This window comes from Rahnella sp. 2050, from assembly GCF_040544515.1.
GTDB classification, from domain to species: Bacteria; Pseudomonadota; Gammaproteobacteria; order Enterobacterales; family Enterobacteriaceae; genus Rahnella; species Rahnella aceris.
In genome coordinates this window covers 40967-56391 of sequence record NZ_JBEPKE010000004.1, presented here as the reverse complement: position 1 = coordinate 56391, position 15425 = coordinate 40967, and the positions used below count along the sequence as shown (strand labels likewise).

Genomic DNA, 15425 nt, shown 5'->3' with positions numbered 1-15425 from the left:
CAGCGAGTTTTTTAAATAGCCTTCCAGGCGGACAGACCAGCGTCACAGTGATGACAGAAGAACCCTTCCGGCGTTTCTCCTCCTGCGTCGTACAGTTAAAATGGAGACAAAAGGGCATATTTCAAGCCTGAAAAAACAAAAAATTTGGCTGTTGTTTATATGATGACAGCCAAAATACATGGCGGGACAGGGCTAAAATCCAGGGAGAGCAGGCGAATTCCTGCAAGATTTCAAATAGTAATTACACTTAATGGGATCGCAGCCACAGAGCTACAGCTTGCTTTGTTAATTTTTTGGGCTGAGTGGTATAAGTCACATTGACGTATAAGCTCAGCCTGACAGCATAAGATGAGTTCTAACATGACGAAATTTGCATTAACGCCGCTGATGACAGGATGTGTTTTTTTAGCGACGAGCGGTTGCTCCAGCGTAATGAGCCATACAGGTGGTGACACCGGATATTATTCAGGCGCACGTGCTGATGTGAATATGATAAAAAGCGATGACACCAGTTGGGCGATGACGCCGCTGCTGTTGATTGATTTGCCGTTCAGCGCCGTGCTGGATACGGTATTGCTGCCTTATGATTATTTTCGCAGCGGAAAAGTGACGACGCGCGATCGCGTCAAAGCCAGTGAAGAACACAATATTGCGCTGAGTAACGGTGTGGATATCGATCACATCCCGCCCATGACGACCACGCCGCGTCAGCAAAAATCGTCGACACATAAGAAGTAGTCACAATAAAACCGGCCTGTTCCGACCGGTTTACATCGTTCGCTAATCGCTATCGGCCACGCAAATCTGCGCATAGCCGTTACACTGACGCATAAACGCCACTTTGCTGCCATCGGGAGAATACACTACGGCATCGGCACAGGGTGCGTTTTCTGATCGTTGCGTTAACCGCTGCATCTTTCCGCTTTCCATGTCCAGCCGCATCACGCTGTTATCGCATACCAGCGCCAGAGATTTTCCGTCCTGGCTCCAGCTGAAGGCTGATTGAATTCCGCTTTCAGAATGGCTGATTTGCGCCGGCGCGCCGCCGTTAGGTGACACCGTCCAGACCTGAACCACTCCGGTTTCATCTTGCATCAGAAACGCAATCTTTGCGCCATCCGGCGATACGCGCAACCAGTGACGCGGTTGCAGGGCAATACCATTTTCAGTAAAAGTAATCCGTCTCTGTTTCACGCCCGCGGGTGACGCAGGCAGCATTTCCGGCGTGCCCTGCAAAGGTTTATCACCCGCCTGACGGTAATCCTCATCATTGCGCGGCAAATCCACCACAAAGATTTCCGGGTGCTTTTCACCACGAGCGGAAAGCGTGTCGCCGATAAAAGCCAGCGCCCACCGCTGACGGCTGCCATCCGGTTTCAGATAGCCTTCACGGCCAATCCAGCCTTCTTCGTAAGCCCGGTTGATTTCATCGCTGTCGGGGTGAGGACAGGGCGTGGTTTCGCTGACCAGCATGCTGAAATGGCTTCCATCGTATTCACGGGGATGATGCTTTGGCGGAATAACGGGATATCCTGAAATCGCCACGCCGACGTTGCGCAGATCGAGCGCCGGATCGCGTTCATGCAACACATGGTCGTTATAGGTAAAGCTCAGACGCGAACCATCCGGGCTGAAGACGTGAACATGTGTGCCACCGCGCAGGGCTCCGGCGGTAAAGGGGGCGGTAATGTCCATCGCATCCAGCGTGATGGCCTTTTCGCGCGCGGGCTCAGTGACAATAACTCCGCGACGGTGATGAAAATCATACTGCCAGCTGGCATCAGGATTTTCAGGGCCATGAATAAACGCATAACGGACAGGAAGATCCGGGCTGACGGTCACCACTCCCACATGCGCGCCGTCTTTTGCCTGATAAAGGACTTCCGTCTCACCGGTTTCGACATTCACGCGCTCAATGGTTGAACCGCTAAAAGAACCGCCATGCGGACGGACGTCATACACCAGCCACTGGCTGTCCGGCGTCCAGACATTAATGTTGGTGAGCTGATGCCCGCGGGCATCAGAAGTTAATTGTTTTTCCATGGCTGCAAGGTTCCTTCGGTACAAGCTCAGACGTTCAGAACAAATTTCTCGACCGCAAACGCCACGCCGTCTTCCGTGTTTGTTTTGGTAACGAACTGGCTGACGGCTTTTACGCTGTCCAGCGCATTCCCCATCGCGACACCAATTCCGGCGTATTCCAGCATCGCAATGTCGTTCTCCTGATCACCGAGCGTCATCACGCTCTCCCGCGCGATACCCAGTTTTTCCGCCAGTACTTTCACGCCTTCACCTTTATTCACGCGCTTATCGAGGATCTCGAGGAAATACGGTGAGCTTTTCATGATGGTGTAGCGTTCTTTTGCTTCAGCAGGAAGCTGACTGATGGCGCGATCCAGCAAGTCCGGATCGTCAATCATCATGACTTTCGGGAAGGTCAGTGCCGGATCCATTTCCTCTGCCGGGCAGAATTGCAACGGAATGCCGGTGGTGAAGGATTCATGTACGCTGTATTTGCTGATATGGCGGTTGGCGGTAAACAGATCGGTTTTGGTCAGTGCATGGAAATGCACACCAAGGTCACGCGCCAGCTGTTCAAAGTAGTGATAATCTTCAATTTTGAGGGCTACTTCGGCAATTACGCTGCCATCTTTCGCATTGTGCACAAGCGCGCCGTTGTTGGTGATGCAGTAACAACCGTCCTGCTGTAAATCCAGTTCCATCAGATAACGCTGCACACCGACGAACGGACGGCCGGTCGCCAGAACGATTTGCACACCTTTCGCCCGTGCTTCTGACAACGCTTTTTTAACGGCAGGGGTCACTTCATGCTGCGGATTGAGCAATGTCCCGTCCATATCAATTGCAATTAATTCAATAGCCATAGCATCCTCAGAGTTTAAGAAATCTTGCGCAATGCTAACGCGATTACCCGCTGTAAAGCCAGCCGCAATGCGGGTCGCGTCAGACGAAAAAAAAAGTCCGAAGCGGTTTCCCGTTTCGGACTCTTTATCAGCTCACGCCATTATCAGATATCGATATTGGCCGCTTTCAGGGCATTCTCTTCGATGAAGGCGCGACGCGGTTCAACCGCATCGCCCATCAGCGTAGTGAACAACTGGTCAGCAGCGATGGCATCTTTCACGGTCACACGTAACATGCGACGTTGTTCAGGATCCATGGTGGTTTCCCACAGCTGATCAGGGTTCATTTCACCCAGACCTTTGTATCGCTGAATCGACAGACCACGACGGGACTCTTTCACCAGCCATTCCAGCGCCTGCTCGAAGCTGGTCACTGGCTGACGGCGTTCGCCACGTTCGATGAAGGCATCTTCTTCGATCAGGCCGCGCAGCTGTTCGCCCAGCGCACAGATTTTGCGGTATTCGCCACCCTGAATGAAGTCTGCATCGAGATCGTAATCCGTATCAACACCGTGTGTACGGATACGCAGAACCGGTTCGAAAAGCTGATGTTCACGGTTTTCACGCACGATCGCGCTGTAAGAACTGCCGTGCTGCTCTTTCTCATTGAGACGCGCAACCAGCGATTCTATCCAGGTCTGAACTTTCGCCTGATCGGTCAGATCTGACCCCGGCAGGGTCGGCTGATAGATCAGGTTATTCAGCAGCGCACGCGGATAACGACGCTCCATGCGGCCAATCATTTTCTGCACGCTGTGATGTTCAGCCACCAGTTTCTCCAGCGGTTCACCCGCCAGGGCTGGTGCATGGGCGTTGGCGTGTAACGTTGCCCCGTCCATCGCAATGGAAATCTGATACTGATCCATCGCTTCATCATCTTTAATGTACTGTTCCTGCTTACCTTTTTTCACTTTGTACAACGGCGGCTGTGCGATAAACACGTGGCCACGCTCGACAATTTCAGGCATCTGACGGTAGAAGAACGTCAGCAACAGGGTACGGATGTGTGAACCATCGACGTCGGCATCGGTCATGATGATGATGCTGTGATAGCGCAGTTTGTCCGGGTTGTACTCGTCACGGCCAATGCCGCAACCGAGCGCAGTAATCAGTGTTGCCACTTCCTGAGAAGAAAGCATTTTGTCGAAGCGCGCTTTTTCTACGTTGAGGATTTTACCTTTCAACGGCAGAATCGCCTGGTTCTTACGGTTACGGCCTTGTTTTGCTGAGCCGCCCGCTGAGTCCCCTTCCACTAAGTACAGTTCGGAATGAGCCGGGTCACGTTCCTGACAGTCCGCCAGTTTGCCTGGCAAGCCAGCCAGGTCCAGCGCACCTTTACGGCGGGTCATTTCACGGGCTTTACGGGCTGCTTCACGGGCGCGCGCAGCGTCGATGATTTTCCCCACAACGATTTTGGCGTCTGACGGATTTTCCATCAGGTAATCCACCAGCTTCTCGTTCATCAGCGTTTCAACGGCCGTTTTCACTTCAGAAGAAACCAGTTTGTCTTTGGTTTGTGAAGAGAACTTAGGATCCGGTACCTTCACAGACACCACAGCAATCAAACCTTCACGGGCATCGTCACCGGTGGCGCTGATTTTGGATTTCTTGCTGTAACCTTCTTTATCCATGTAAGCGTTCAGGGTACGGGTCATCGCCGAACGGAAACCGGCTAAGTGAGTCCCGCCATCGCGCTGTGGAATATTGTTGGTGAAGCAGTAAATGTTTTCCTGGAAACCATCATTCCACTGCAACGCAACCTCAACACCAATATCGTCCTTCATCGTAGAGAAATAGAATACGGTCGGATGGATTGGGGTTTTGTTTTTGTTCAGGTATTCCACGAAGGCTTTGATACCGCCTTCATAATGGAAGTGATCATTCTTACCATCACGTTTATCCAGCAGACGGATTGCCACGCCGGAGTTCAGGAATGACAGTTCACGCAGGCGTTTCGCCAGAATCTCATACTCGAATTCTGTGTGATTGGTGAAGGTGTTGAAGCTCGGCCAGAAACGTACCGTGGTACCGGTTACGTCAGTATCGCCAATCACTTTCAGCGGATCCTGCGGCTCGCCGTGCACGTAAGTCTGAGTGTGCACTTTGCCTTCACGGCGGATAACCAGTTCCAGTTTTTCCGACAAGGCATTAACGACGGAAACACCTACGCCATGCAGACCGCCGGAGACTTTATACGAGTTATCGTCGAATTTACCACCAGCATGAAGAACGGTCATAATGACCTGAGCAGCAGAAACGCCCTCTTCTTCATGAATGCCGGTCGGAATACCACGGCCATCATCCTGTACGGAAACAGAGTTATCCGCATGGATCGTGACCTGAATCTCTTTACAGTGGCCCGCGAGGGCTTCGTCGATAGCGTTGTCCACAACCTCGAATACCATGTGGTGCAGACCAGTGCCGTCATCGGTATCGCCGATATACATGCCGGGGCGCTTACGCACCGCGTCCAGCCCTTTTAATACCTTGATACTTGAGGAGTCATAAGAATTCGACATCAACGTTTCTCGCTCATTTTTAGTCCTGTGATAGAACGGCTATTTTACCTTGTTCCACGCGGAACATCTTGCCCTTTTCACCCATCATGTCGGTCACTTGCTCAGCGCTTATCGCACTGACAAAAACCTGTGCCTGGGTGGCTTTCAGGCGATCAGCCAGCAACCGACGTCGGTCGGTGTCCAGCTCAGAGGCAAAATCGTCAAGAAGATACAGGCAACGCCGCCCGCTCTGTCGGGTGAGAAACTCACCCTGCGCCAGTCTCAGCGCACACATCAGTAACTTCAACTGCCCACGGGACAGTAAATCTTCCACCGGCGTGCCGTCGGCACGAATGCGGAAATCCGCTTTATGCGGGCCTGATGCGGTATAGGTTAAGGCTCTGTCGCGTTCAAAATTACGCTCCAGCAACTCGCCGTACTCCGTCTCCTTATCCCATCCACGCTGGAAAGAAAAACTGAGGGCGAATTCGGGCAGGAATTGCGCGCAGGTCGCGCTGATATCAGCCGCGATCGCGTCGCTGTAAGCTGCCCGCCATTCGCTAATACGCCCGGCTAACGGGATCAGTTCCTGATCCCAGGCACGAATTTGCGCATAACGACTCACCTGTCGCAGCGCGGCGTTGCGCTGCTTGAGTAACCGTCGCAGGTTGCTCCAGGCGATAAAAAAACCGGGGTCGTGATGAAAACAACCCCAGTCAATAAATGCCCGCCGGTACTTCGGCCCGCCGTTGAGCAGGGTGAAGCCTTCGGGTGTGATCAGTTGCATCGGCAGCATCTGTGCCAGTTCAGACACTTTGTGGCCATCACTGCCATCAATGCGTACTTTACTGTCGCCCTGACGGCTTTTGCTCAGACCAATCGACAATTCACGATCACCGCCGTCATCCACACGCGCATGGAGAACAAACTCCGGCTGATCGTGACGAATCACGCGTCCGGCCTGCAAACTGCGAAAAGCGCGGCCATGCCCCAGCGTATAGACCGCTTCGAGCACACTGGTTTTACCGCTACCATTGGGACCGACCAGAAAGTTAAAACCGGGCGACGGATCTAAATCTGCCGCCTCGATGTTGCGGAAATCTTTTATCAGTAAGCGCGTTAAGGCCATCTACTATCCATTCCAGGGCATCATCGTCGCAGTCAGTTTGCGTGCAGCTACAGTAAGCGGAGCATACTCAGGTGCGTGGGCATTGCGAACACTGCCCGATCGCAAAATGACAAGTCAGATAGCCCGATTACAGCCGCATTGGCATAACGACATACGCTGCCGACTGACTGGCTGCGTCTTCAATCTGCACGCTGGAAACAGAGTCCGTCAGCAACAGATTAACGTCTTCGCACTTGAGTGCATTGAGCACATCCAGTACGTAACTGACGTTGAAACCGATTTCCATTTCAGTGCCTTCGTAACCGACATCCAGAATTTCTTCTGCCTCTTCCTGTTCCGGGTTATTCGCGGTGATTTTCAGCTGGTTATGGCTGACATACAAACGTACGCCACGGAATTTTTCATTGGACAGGATCGCGGCACGGGCAAACGCCTGCTTGAGCAAATCGCAGCCTGCCTGCAGCGTTTTGTCCGGATTTTTCGGCAATACGCGGCGATAGTCAGGGAAACGACCGTCAACCAGTTTAGAGGTAAAGATGAAGTCGCCGACGTGAGCACGGATATTGTTGCTGCCGATTTGCAGCTGCAATGTGGTGTCACCGCCATCAAGCAGACGCACCAGTTCCATCACGCCTTTACGCGGCACGATCACCGAATGCGACGGCAGAGACTGGCCGATTGGCATAGAACATACGGCCAGACGGTGACCGTCGGTCGCGACAGTACGCAGTTCTTCACCTTCGGTTTCGAACAGCATACCGTTTAAATAATAACGAACGTCCTGATGGGCCATAGAAAACTGCGTGGCTTCGATCAGACGTTTCAACGTGGCCTGCGGCAGGGTGAATTCTACTTCGCTTTGCCAGTCGTCGAGATTAGGGAAATCTGTCGCCGGTAAGGTCGACAGCGAGAAACGGCTGCGGCCTGATTTTACCAGCATGCGGTCGCCGTCGAGCGCGACGGAAATTTCCGCGCCTTCCGGCAATCCACGGCAGATATCAAAGAATTTACGCGCCGGCACCGTGGTGGCACCCGCTTCATGTGGCTGAGACAGCGCGACTTTCGCCACCATCTCCATTTCCAAATCCGTCCCGGTCAGCGACAGCGCGCCATCCGTCACCTGTAATAACAGGTTACCCAGAATAGGCAACGTTGGTCGTCCACCCAGCGGACTACTGACCTGTTGCAGTGGTTTCAGCAAATGCTCACGTTCAACAATAAATTTCATAGCGCTAGGAAGATAATGTTCTGATTAAGTTGGAGAAATCTTCTTTGATGTCGTGACTTTCTTCACGCAACTGCTCGATTTTACGGCAGGCGTGCAACACCGTGGTATGGTCCCGACCACCGAACGCATCGCCGATTTCTGGCAGGCTGTGGTTGGTCAGCTCTTTCGCCAGCGCCATCGCCATCTGGCGTGGGCGGGCTACCGAACGGGAGCGCCGTTTGGAAAGCAGGTCAGCGACCTTGATTTTATAATATTCGGCCACTGTTTTCTGAATATTATCGATAGTGACCAGCTTCTCCTGAAGCGCTAACAAATCGCGCAACGCTTCACGAACGAAGTCGATAGTGATCGCACGGCCGGTAAAGTTGGCGTTGGCAATCACACGGTTCAGTGCGCCTTCAAGCTCACGCACATTCGATCGCAGACGTTTAGCAATAAAGAAGGCAACTTCGCCCGGCAGACGAATATCGTTTTCGTCCGCCTTTTTCATCAGGATCGCCACGCGGGTTTCTAATTCAGGCGGCTCGATAGCCACCGTCAGACCCCAGCCGAAACGCGATTTCAGACGATCTTCAACACCGTTGATCTCTTTTGGATAACGATCCGAGGTCAGGATGATCTGCTGATTACCTTCCAGCAGGGCATTAAAGGTGTGGAAGAACTCTTCCTGCGAACGTTCTTTATTAGCAAAAAATTGAATGTCATCGATGAGCAACGCATCAACAGAACGGTAGTAACGTTTGAATTCTTCGATGGCGTTGTTTTGCAGGGCTTTGACCATGTCCTGTACAAAACGCTCGGAGTGCATGTACACCACTTTGGCATTGGCTTTACGCGCCATGATGCCGTTACCGACGGCGTGCAATAAGTGGGTTTTACCCAGACCGGTGCCACCATAAAGGAAAAGCGGGTTGTACGCGCCACCCGGATTATCCGCCACCTGACGCGCCGCCGCGCGAGCCAGTTGGTTAGATTTACCTTCTACGAAGTTATCAAAGGTATGTTTCGGGTTGACGTTAGAGCGATAAGACAGCTCAGGCTGAGCCGGTGAGCTGTCCCAGCTTGGACGGGAAGGCGCCAGACGCGGAATGGCAGGCGCAGCCTGTGAACTGACGCTGGCCGCAACAGGCTGGCTGACGCGTTGGATCACCGGCTTGCTGCCGACTTCAAAACGCAGCAACGGTGCATCCGTGCCACAGAAATCGTTAAGCAAGCCGTTAATATTATTTAGGTATTTGTCACGAACCCAATCCAGAACAAAACGATTCGGGGCATACAGCGCCAGCGTATTGTCGTTGAGTTCCGCCTGCAGGGGGCGTATCCACATACTGAATTCTGTGGCAGGTAGTTCATCCTGCAAACGGGCAAGACATTGCTGCCAAAGCGAAAGTGACACGGCGGACTCCACTCGAACAAGTATCAAAAAAGAAAAGGATCAGGATATTTTTTAAATCATGATTTTTGGCACACGTTCCGCCCGCTAATGGGGGAAAATTTCTCTCACCACCCTGTCAGTGGCGTAAAGTCACGTGCGAACCGCTTTTTGCGGTTTTTGTCGACAGCATCCCAGCCGGGATCGCGATCGGAATGGCGGATCATAACGCAATCCGGCCCAGAGATCCTCCCCTTCCTGACAGATTAGATCCTTTTTATCCACAGGCAGCAATCGGCAAGTGGGTAAGCTTAGCCGATCCTTTTAAAATTAGGCGATGTAATCATCACTCTGGTGAAAAAATAGGAGTCCGCTGAGTTAAATTTCATCATACTGCGAGAAAGATCGCACGCCTGTGGATAAGGATCAGGTGAGGATCCTTGCGATTTGCAGCAGAGTCCGTATAATCTTCAGCCCTACGTGTGAAGCCTGTGTTCCTGATGGTCATAACCAGATGGATATTGCGGTGTGACCACGGGCAATTCTGGTAAACACTTGAACCATTTCTGGCAATGTAAATTGACTCAGGACTGTACAGTTATTACAATCCCGCTTCTTTATATGTTGCGACAAAGGCACCGGTCGTTTTTTCGCCGAAATGTCTTCGCGTTTACTGATCAGTAATAATTTAAGTTTAGGTAGAAATCGCCATGAAACGCACTTTCCAACCGTCCGTATTGAAGCGCAACCGTAGCCACGGCTTCCGTGCTCGTATGGCCACCAAAAATGGTCGTCAGGTTCTGGCTCGCCGTCGTGCGAAAGGCCGTACCCGTCTGTCAGCTTCTAAGTAATAAAAGCTAACCTATTTAGTGGTTAAGCTCGCTTTTCCCAGGGAGTTACGTTTGTTAACTCCCCGTCATTTCACTTTCGTCTTCCAGCAGCCACAACGGGCTGGCACGCCGCAAATCACTATACTCGGCCGCCTGAACGAGCTGGGGCATCCCCGCATCGGTCTCACCGTCGCAAAAAAACACGTCAAACGCGCACATGAACGCAATCGGATCAAACGCCTTACCCGCGAAAGTTTCCGGTTGAATCAGCATACGCTGCCGTCGATGGATTTTGTGGTAGTAGCCAAAAAGGGTGTCGCCGATTTAGATAATCGCGCGCTGACGGAAGCGTTGGAGAAATTATGGCGTCGACATTGCCGACAGGCTCCCGCATCCTGATAAAGCTGATACGTGGTTATCAGCTATTCATCAGTCCGTTGCTCGGGCCGCATTGCCGCTTTCGACCAACCTGCTCTCAATACAGTATTGAAGCAATTGGTCGTTTTGGCATGTTAAAAGGCAGTTGGTTGACTTTGAAACGCGTATTAAAATGCCATCCTTTGAACCCAGGTGGTGATGACCCCGTACCGCCGAAAACCGACAATAACAGAGAACACTAACGATGGATTCGCAACGCAATCTTTTCCTCATCGCTCTGCTGTTCGTGTCTTTCATGATCTGGCAGGCATGGCAAACGGACCACGCTCCGCAACCGGCCAACCAGACCACGCAACAGACTGCGAACACTGCAAACGGTGATGCTACTAATCAGGCTGTTCCTGATAGCGGACAGGGCAAATTAATTACAGTTAACAGTGATGTGCTGTCATTAACGATCAACACCCGTGGTGGCGACATTGAGCAGGCTCTGCTGAAGGCTTACCCAACGACTTTGGGCTCTGACCAGCCTTTCCAGTTACTGGAAACTACTCCTAATTTCCTCTATCAGGCACAAAGTGGTCTGACAGGTAAAAACGGTCCAGACAATCCGGCTAACGGTGAACGCCCTCTGTTCAAGGCGAGCTCCGATACCTTCACAATGGCTGAAGGCCAGTCTGAACTGCGCATTCCGATGACTTACACGGCGGCGAACGGTGCGATTTACACCAAAACCTTCGTGATCAAACGTGGTTCTTACGCGGTAAACGTTGAATACAACATCAACAACACCACGGCTGCCCCGCTTGAACTGACCATGTTCGGTCAGCTGAAACAAACCACCGAATTACCTAAGCACCGTGATACCGGCAGCAATAACTTTGCTCTGCACACGTTCCGCGGCGCGGCATATTCCTCAAGTGATGACAAATATCAGAAGTATGCGTTCGATAAGAGCGAAGCACTGAATGTCACGACTCAGGGTGGTTGGGTTGCGATGTTGCAGCAGTACTTTGCAACGGCGTGGATCCCATCAGCGAAAGACACCAATACCTTCTTCACCACCACCAATAACGGTATTTCAACGATTGGCTTTAAAGGCACACCGTTTACCGTTGCACCAGGTGCACAGCAACAAGTTGCTTCTATCCTGTGGGTTGGTCCGGAAATTCAGGACAAGATGGCCGCTATCGCGCCACACCTTGACCTGACGGTTGACTACGGTTGGTTATGGTTCATCTCTCAGCCACTGTTCAAACTGTTGAAATTCATTCAAGGGTTTGTCGGTAACTGGGGCTTCTCGATCATCGTTATCACCTTTATTGTTCGCGGTATCATGTATCCACTGACCCGCGCACAGTACACGTCGATGGCGAAAATGCGTATGTTGCAGCCGAAACTGGCCGCCATGCGTGAACGTATCGGTGATGACAAACAGCGCATGAGTCAGGAAATGATGGCGCTGTATAAGTCTGAGAAAGTGAACCCGCTGGGTGGCTGTCTGCCGCTGGTTATTCAGATGCCAATCTTCCTGGCACTGTATTACATGCTGTCTGGTTCCATTGAACTGCGCCACGCGCCATTCATCCTGTGGATCCATGACTTGTCAGCACAAGACCCGTACTACATTCTGCCGGTTCTGATGGGTATCACGATGTTCTTCATCCAGAAGATGTCGCCGACCACCGTCACTGACCCGATGCAGCAGAAGATCATGACCTTCATGCCGGTCATCTTCACCGTGTTCTTCCTGTGGTTCCCGTCTGGCCTGGTGGTGTACTACATCGTCAGTAACCTGGTCACCATTCTCCAGCAGCAGCTGATTTATCGCGGGCTGGAAAAACGTGGCCTGCACAGCCGCGACAAGAAAAAGTCATAAGTGAATGTCAGGACGGCTTTCGTCCTGACCGCTAAACTTGATGATAAAAAAGAAAGGCGATCATTTGATCGCCTTTTGCATATCCGTAAAAAGACCAACAGAGATCATTGCTATGAGCACCTCAGATACCATTATTGCCCAGGCAACCCCACCCGGCCGCGGTGGTGTGGGCATTTTGCGCATTTCCGGCCGTGCGGCGCGTGATGTGGCACAGGCTGTCTTAGGTAAACTGCCCAAGCCGCGTTATGCCGATTATCTGCCGTTTCAGGATGCTGATGGCAGCACGCTGGATCAGGGCATCGCGTTGTGGTTCCCCGGCCCGAACTCCTTTACCGGCGAAGACGTGCTTGAGCTGCAAGGCCACGGCGGGCCGGTGATCCTGGATTTGCTGCTTAAACGCATTATCGCGCTGGAAAACGTGCGAATTGCGCGTCCTGGCGAATTCTCTGAACGGGCTTTCCTCAACGATAAACTCGACCTGGCGCAGGCTGAAGCGATTGCTGATCTTATCGACGCCAGCTCCGAGCAGGCCGCACGTTCAGCGGTTAACTCCTTACAGGGCGCTTTCTCGAACCGTATTCATCATCTGGTGGAAGCACTCACTCACCTGCGGATCTTTGTCGAAGCGGCTATCGACTTCCCCGATGAGGAAATCGACTTCCTGTCCGACGGTAAAATCGAAGCCAAACTCAATACGGTGATGGGTGATCTCGATGCCGTGCGGGCCGAAGCACGTCAGGGCAGCCTGCTGCGTGAAGGGATGAAAGTGGTGATTGCCGGGCGTCCGAACGCCGGTAAATCCAGCCTGCTGAACGCGCTGGCCGGTCGTGAAGCGGCGATCGTTACCGATATCGCGGGCACTACGCGTGACGTTTTACGCGAACATATCCACCTTGATGGCATGCCGTTGCACATCATTGACACCGCCGGGTTACGTGAAGCCAGCGACGAAGTTGAGCGCATTGGTATCGAACGTGCATGGAATGAGATTGAACAGGCGGACTTAGTGCTGTTTATGGTCGACGGTACAACAACGGAAGCAACCGAGCCTGCGGACATCTGGCCCGAATTTATGGCCCGCCTGCCCGCGAGTTTACCTATTGTCGTTGTACGCAACAAAGCGGATATCACCGGCGAAGCGCTGGGACAAACGGAAGTGAATGGTCACTCACTTATTCGCCTTTCTGCCCGCACCGGCGATGGCGTTGATCTGCTGCGCGATCATCTGAAACAGGTGATGGGCTTCAATCACAATATGGAAGGCGGATTCCTTGCCCGTCGCCGTCACCTGCAGGCGCTGGAACAGGCCGCACAGCATCTGGTTCAGGGTAAAGATCAACTGCTTGGCGCATGGGCGGGTGAACTGCTGGCGGAAGAACTGCGTCTGGCCCAGCAATCGCTGAGCGAAATCACCGGTGAATTTACCTCGGATGATTTACTGGGGCGTATCTTCTCGAGTTTCTGTATCGGTAAATAAGCCGCTCTTCGCAGCAAACAAAACCCACATTGGAAAATGTGGGTTTTTTATTTTATTCAAAGAATTACGCCTTACCAGACTTTATAAACGCGTCCGGTCTGCGCCCCTTCCACGCTGCGACGATACGCTTTCGCCACGCGCGCTGCCGGTGCAGCCTCAAAGCCCGGGAAGAACGGGCCGTAAGCTTTCAGCGACTCTTCTACTACGGTCGGGCTGACCACATTGATGCGAATACCCCGTGACAGTTCAATCGCCGCGCCCCGGACAAAGCCTTCGACGGCGGCATTTACCGTGGTGGCGTTTGCCCCCTGACGAATAGGTTCATCAGCAATGATCCCGCTGGTCAGCGTGATGGAACCGCCATCGTTAAGGAATGACTGACCGATCAGCGCAAGGCGCACCTGGCCAAGCAGTTTATTCTGCAAACCAATATTGAACTGTGCTGCGGTCATCTCCACCAGCGGGCCAAAGTGCAGGCTGCCGGTAGTAGCAATAATCGCATCAACTTTTCCCGTACTCTGGAAAAGCGCTTTTACGCTGTTTTCATCGGTAATATCGACCTGAAAATCGCCGCGGGTTTTGCCTGCGGTGACAATTTCATGGTCTGCGCTAAGCTCCTGAATCACGGCTTTACCCAATGTACCTGTCCCGCCAATCACTAAAATTTTCATCAGATATTCCTCAACGTTGTTTGCAGGACCATCTTTCACCAAACTACGGGTTAGATATAGAATCGTATTATTCATTCTGTTCTAACTCAGGGTTTGTAATGTGGATAAGTTGCGGAATATCGAGGTCTTTATCAGCGTGGTAGAAACCGGGAATTTCAGTACAGCAGCGGAAACGCTGGGGATTTCAGCAGTGATGGTCGGCAAGCATATTCAGCAACTGGAAAAGTATTTGAATGCCCGCCTGTTGCAACGCACCACACGCAAGCAAAGCCTGACGGATGCCGGTGAAGTGTTTTACGAGAACGGAAAACGGGTGCTGGAGCAGATGAAATTCACCGAAAGCGCGATGGAAAGCCTGCAAAGCGTGCCGACCGGACTGCTGCGGGTCAGCGCCCCCGTATCACTCGGCTCCAGCGTGGTGGCGCCGATGCTGGCCCGTTATCTGCAAAAACACCCGAAAGTAAACGTGGAACTGATACTGAGCAACGCCAGGGTAGATTTGATCGCAGAGGGTTTTGACGCGGCGATCCGTATTGGCGAAATTGGCGATGACCGGCTGGTCGCCAAGCCGCTGAACCCTTATGAAATGGTGATCTGCGCTTCTGCAGATTATTTACAGCGTTTCGGCACGCCCGCGACGCCGGAAGATCTGAAAACGCACCCGTGCCTGGTGCATACCGTCTGGAATCAGAGTGAAGGCTGGCATCTGGCGAATGCAGAGCGCACCACGTCAGCGTGGCCGGTTAACAGCCGCTATGTATCCAACGACGGTCATGCGCTGCGCGCTGCCGCACTGGAAGGCGCCGGTTTGTTGCTGCAACCCAAAGTGTTACTGGCCGAAGATATCGCCAGCGGACAACTGATCCCGGTACTTGAGTCTTTTATCCCGAAACCCCGGGCAGTGCATCTGGTTTATCTGCCCGATTTCAGGCCGCGCGCCAAACTGACCAGCCTGATTAACTTCATGACTGAACACGCCTTTTACTGAGCCTTACGCAAAATACAAAACGGTAAGTGATCGCTCACTTACCGCTCAGTT

General features: G+C 52.5%; 14 protein-coding genes. 7 read left to right on the top strand and 7 right to left on the bottom strand.

Going from position 1 to position 15425, the window contains the following annotated elements:
• Positions 1-360: 360 nt before the first annotated feature.
• A complete protein-coding gene (locus ABIC79_RS16355; RefSeq protein ID WP_013573358.1) occupies positions 361-738 on the top strand; it encodes a YceK/YidQ family lipoprotein in 378 nt (125 codons plus the stop codon).
• A gap of 42 nt (positions 739-780) precedes the next feature.
• Here ABIC79_RS16355 and ABIC79_RS16350 read toward each other — a convergent pair whose 3' ends face one another.
• The 6 genes from ABIC79_RS16350 to dnaA all read right to left on the bottom strand — a co-directional run bounded on the left by ABIC79_RS16350 (position 781) and on the right by dnaA (position 9175).
• Positions 781-2043, bottom strand: a complete 1263-nt coding sequence (locus ABIC79_RS16350) for a YidR family protein (RefSeq protein WP_314523659.1) — start codon at positions 2041-2043, stop codon at positions 781-783.
• A 26-nt stretch (positions 2044-2069) separates the two neighbouring features.
• Positions 2070-2885, bottom strand: coding sequence for a sugar-phosphatase (gene yidA, locus ABIC79_RS16345; RefSeq protein ID WP_013573356.1), 816 nt, complete (start codon positions 2883-2885; stop codon positions 2070-2072).
• Positions 2886-3028: 143 nt separating this feature from the next.
• On the bottom strand, positions 3029-5443 hold the full coding sequence (gyrB, locus tag ABIC79_RS16340; RefSeq protein WP_013573355.1) for a DNA topoisomerase (ATP-hydrolyzing) subunit B: 2415 nt from the start codon (positions 5441-5443) through the stop codon (positions 3029-3031).
• Positions 5444-5462: 19 nt separating this feature from the next.
• On the bottom strand, positions 5463-6551 hold the full coding sequence (gene recF / locus ABIC79_RS16335; protein ID WP_037033875.1) for a DNA replication/repair protein RecF: 1089 nt from the start codon (positions 6549-6551) through the stop codon (positions 5463-5465).
• 127 nt (positions 6552-6678) lie between these two features.
• Positions 6679-7779: a DNA polymerase III subunit beta gene (dnaN, locus tag ABIC79_RS16330; RefSeq protein ID WP_013573353.1), complete on the bottom strand. Its 1101-nt coding sequence runs from the start codon at positions 7777-7779 to the stop codon at positions 6679-6681.
• Positions 7780-7783: 4 nt separating this feature from the next.
• Positions 7784-9175: a chromosomal replication initiator protein DnaA gene (gene dnaA / locus ABIC79_RS16325; RefSeq protein WP_014333276.1), complete on the bottom strand. Its 1392-nt coding sequence runs from the start codon at positions 9173-9175 to the stop codon at positions 7784-7786.
• Positions 9176-9861: 686 nt separating this feature from the next.
• Between dnaA and rpmH the strand changes: the two genes are divergently transcribed.
• The 5 genes from rpmH to mnmE all read left to right on the top strand — a co-directional run bounded on the left by rpmH (position 9862) and on the right by mnmE (position 13715).
• Positions 9862-10002 carry a 50S ribosomal protein L34 gene (rpmH, locus tag ABIC79_RS16320; protein WP_009637487.1) on the top strand — a complete coding sequence of 47 codons (141 nt, stop codon included), beginning with the start codon at positions 9862-9864 and terminating at the stop codon, positions 10000-10002.
• A gap of 18 nt (positions 10003-10020) precedes the next feature.
• Positions 10021-10380 carry a ribonuclease P protein component gene (rnpA, locus tag ABIC79_RS16315; protein ID WP_071823635.1) on the top strand — a complete coding sequence of 120 codons (360 nt, stop codon included), beginning with the start codon at positions 10021-10023 and terminating at the stop codon, positions 10378-10380.
• Positions 10344-10601: a membrane protein insertion efficiency factor YidD gene (gene yidD, locus ABIC79_RS16310; protein WP_013577705.1), complete on the top strand. Its 258-nt coding sequence runs from the start codon at positions 10344-10346 to the stop codon at positions 10599-10601. Before rnpA ends, yidD begins: the two co-directional genes overlap by 37 nt.
• Before the next feature lie 2 nt (positions 10602-10603).
• A complete protein-coding gene (gene yidC, locus ABIC79_RS16305; RefSeq protein ID WP_013577704.1) occupies positions 10604-12238 on the top strand; it encodes a membrane protein insertase YidC in 1635 nt (544 codons plus the stop codon).
• Positions 12239-12350: 112 nt separating this feature from the next.
• The gene (gene mnmE, locus ABIC79_RS16300) at positions 12351-13715 is read left to right on the top strand and encodes a tRNA uridine-5-carboxymethylaminomethyl(34) synthesis GTPase MnmE (protein WP_013577703.1); all 1365 of its coding nucleotides are present in this window, start codon (positions 12351-12353) and stop codon (positions 13713-13715) included.
• 71 nt (positions 13716-13786) lie between these two features.
• On the opposite strand, the gene ABIC79_RS16295 is transcribed toward mnmE, so the two are convergent.
• Positions 13787-14386, bottom strand: a complete 600-nt coding sequence (locus ABIC79_RS16295) for a short chain dehydrogenase (protein ID WP_126125283.1) — start codon at positions 14384-14386, stop codon at positions 13787-13789.
• Positions 14387-14486: 100 nt separating this feature from the next.
• Here ABIC79_RS16295 and ABIC79_RS16290 point away from each other — a divergent pair, with 100 nt between their 5' ends.
• The gene (locus ABIC79_RS16290; RefSeq protein ID WP_354567828.1) at positions 14487-15374 is read left to right on the top strand and encodes a LysR substrate-binding domain-containing protein; all 888 of its coding nucleotides are present in this window, start codon (positions 14487-14489) and stop codon (positions 15372-15374) included.
• The last annotated feature ends 51 nt before the right edge of the window (positions 15375-15425 follow it).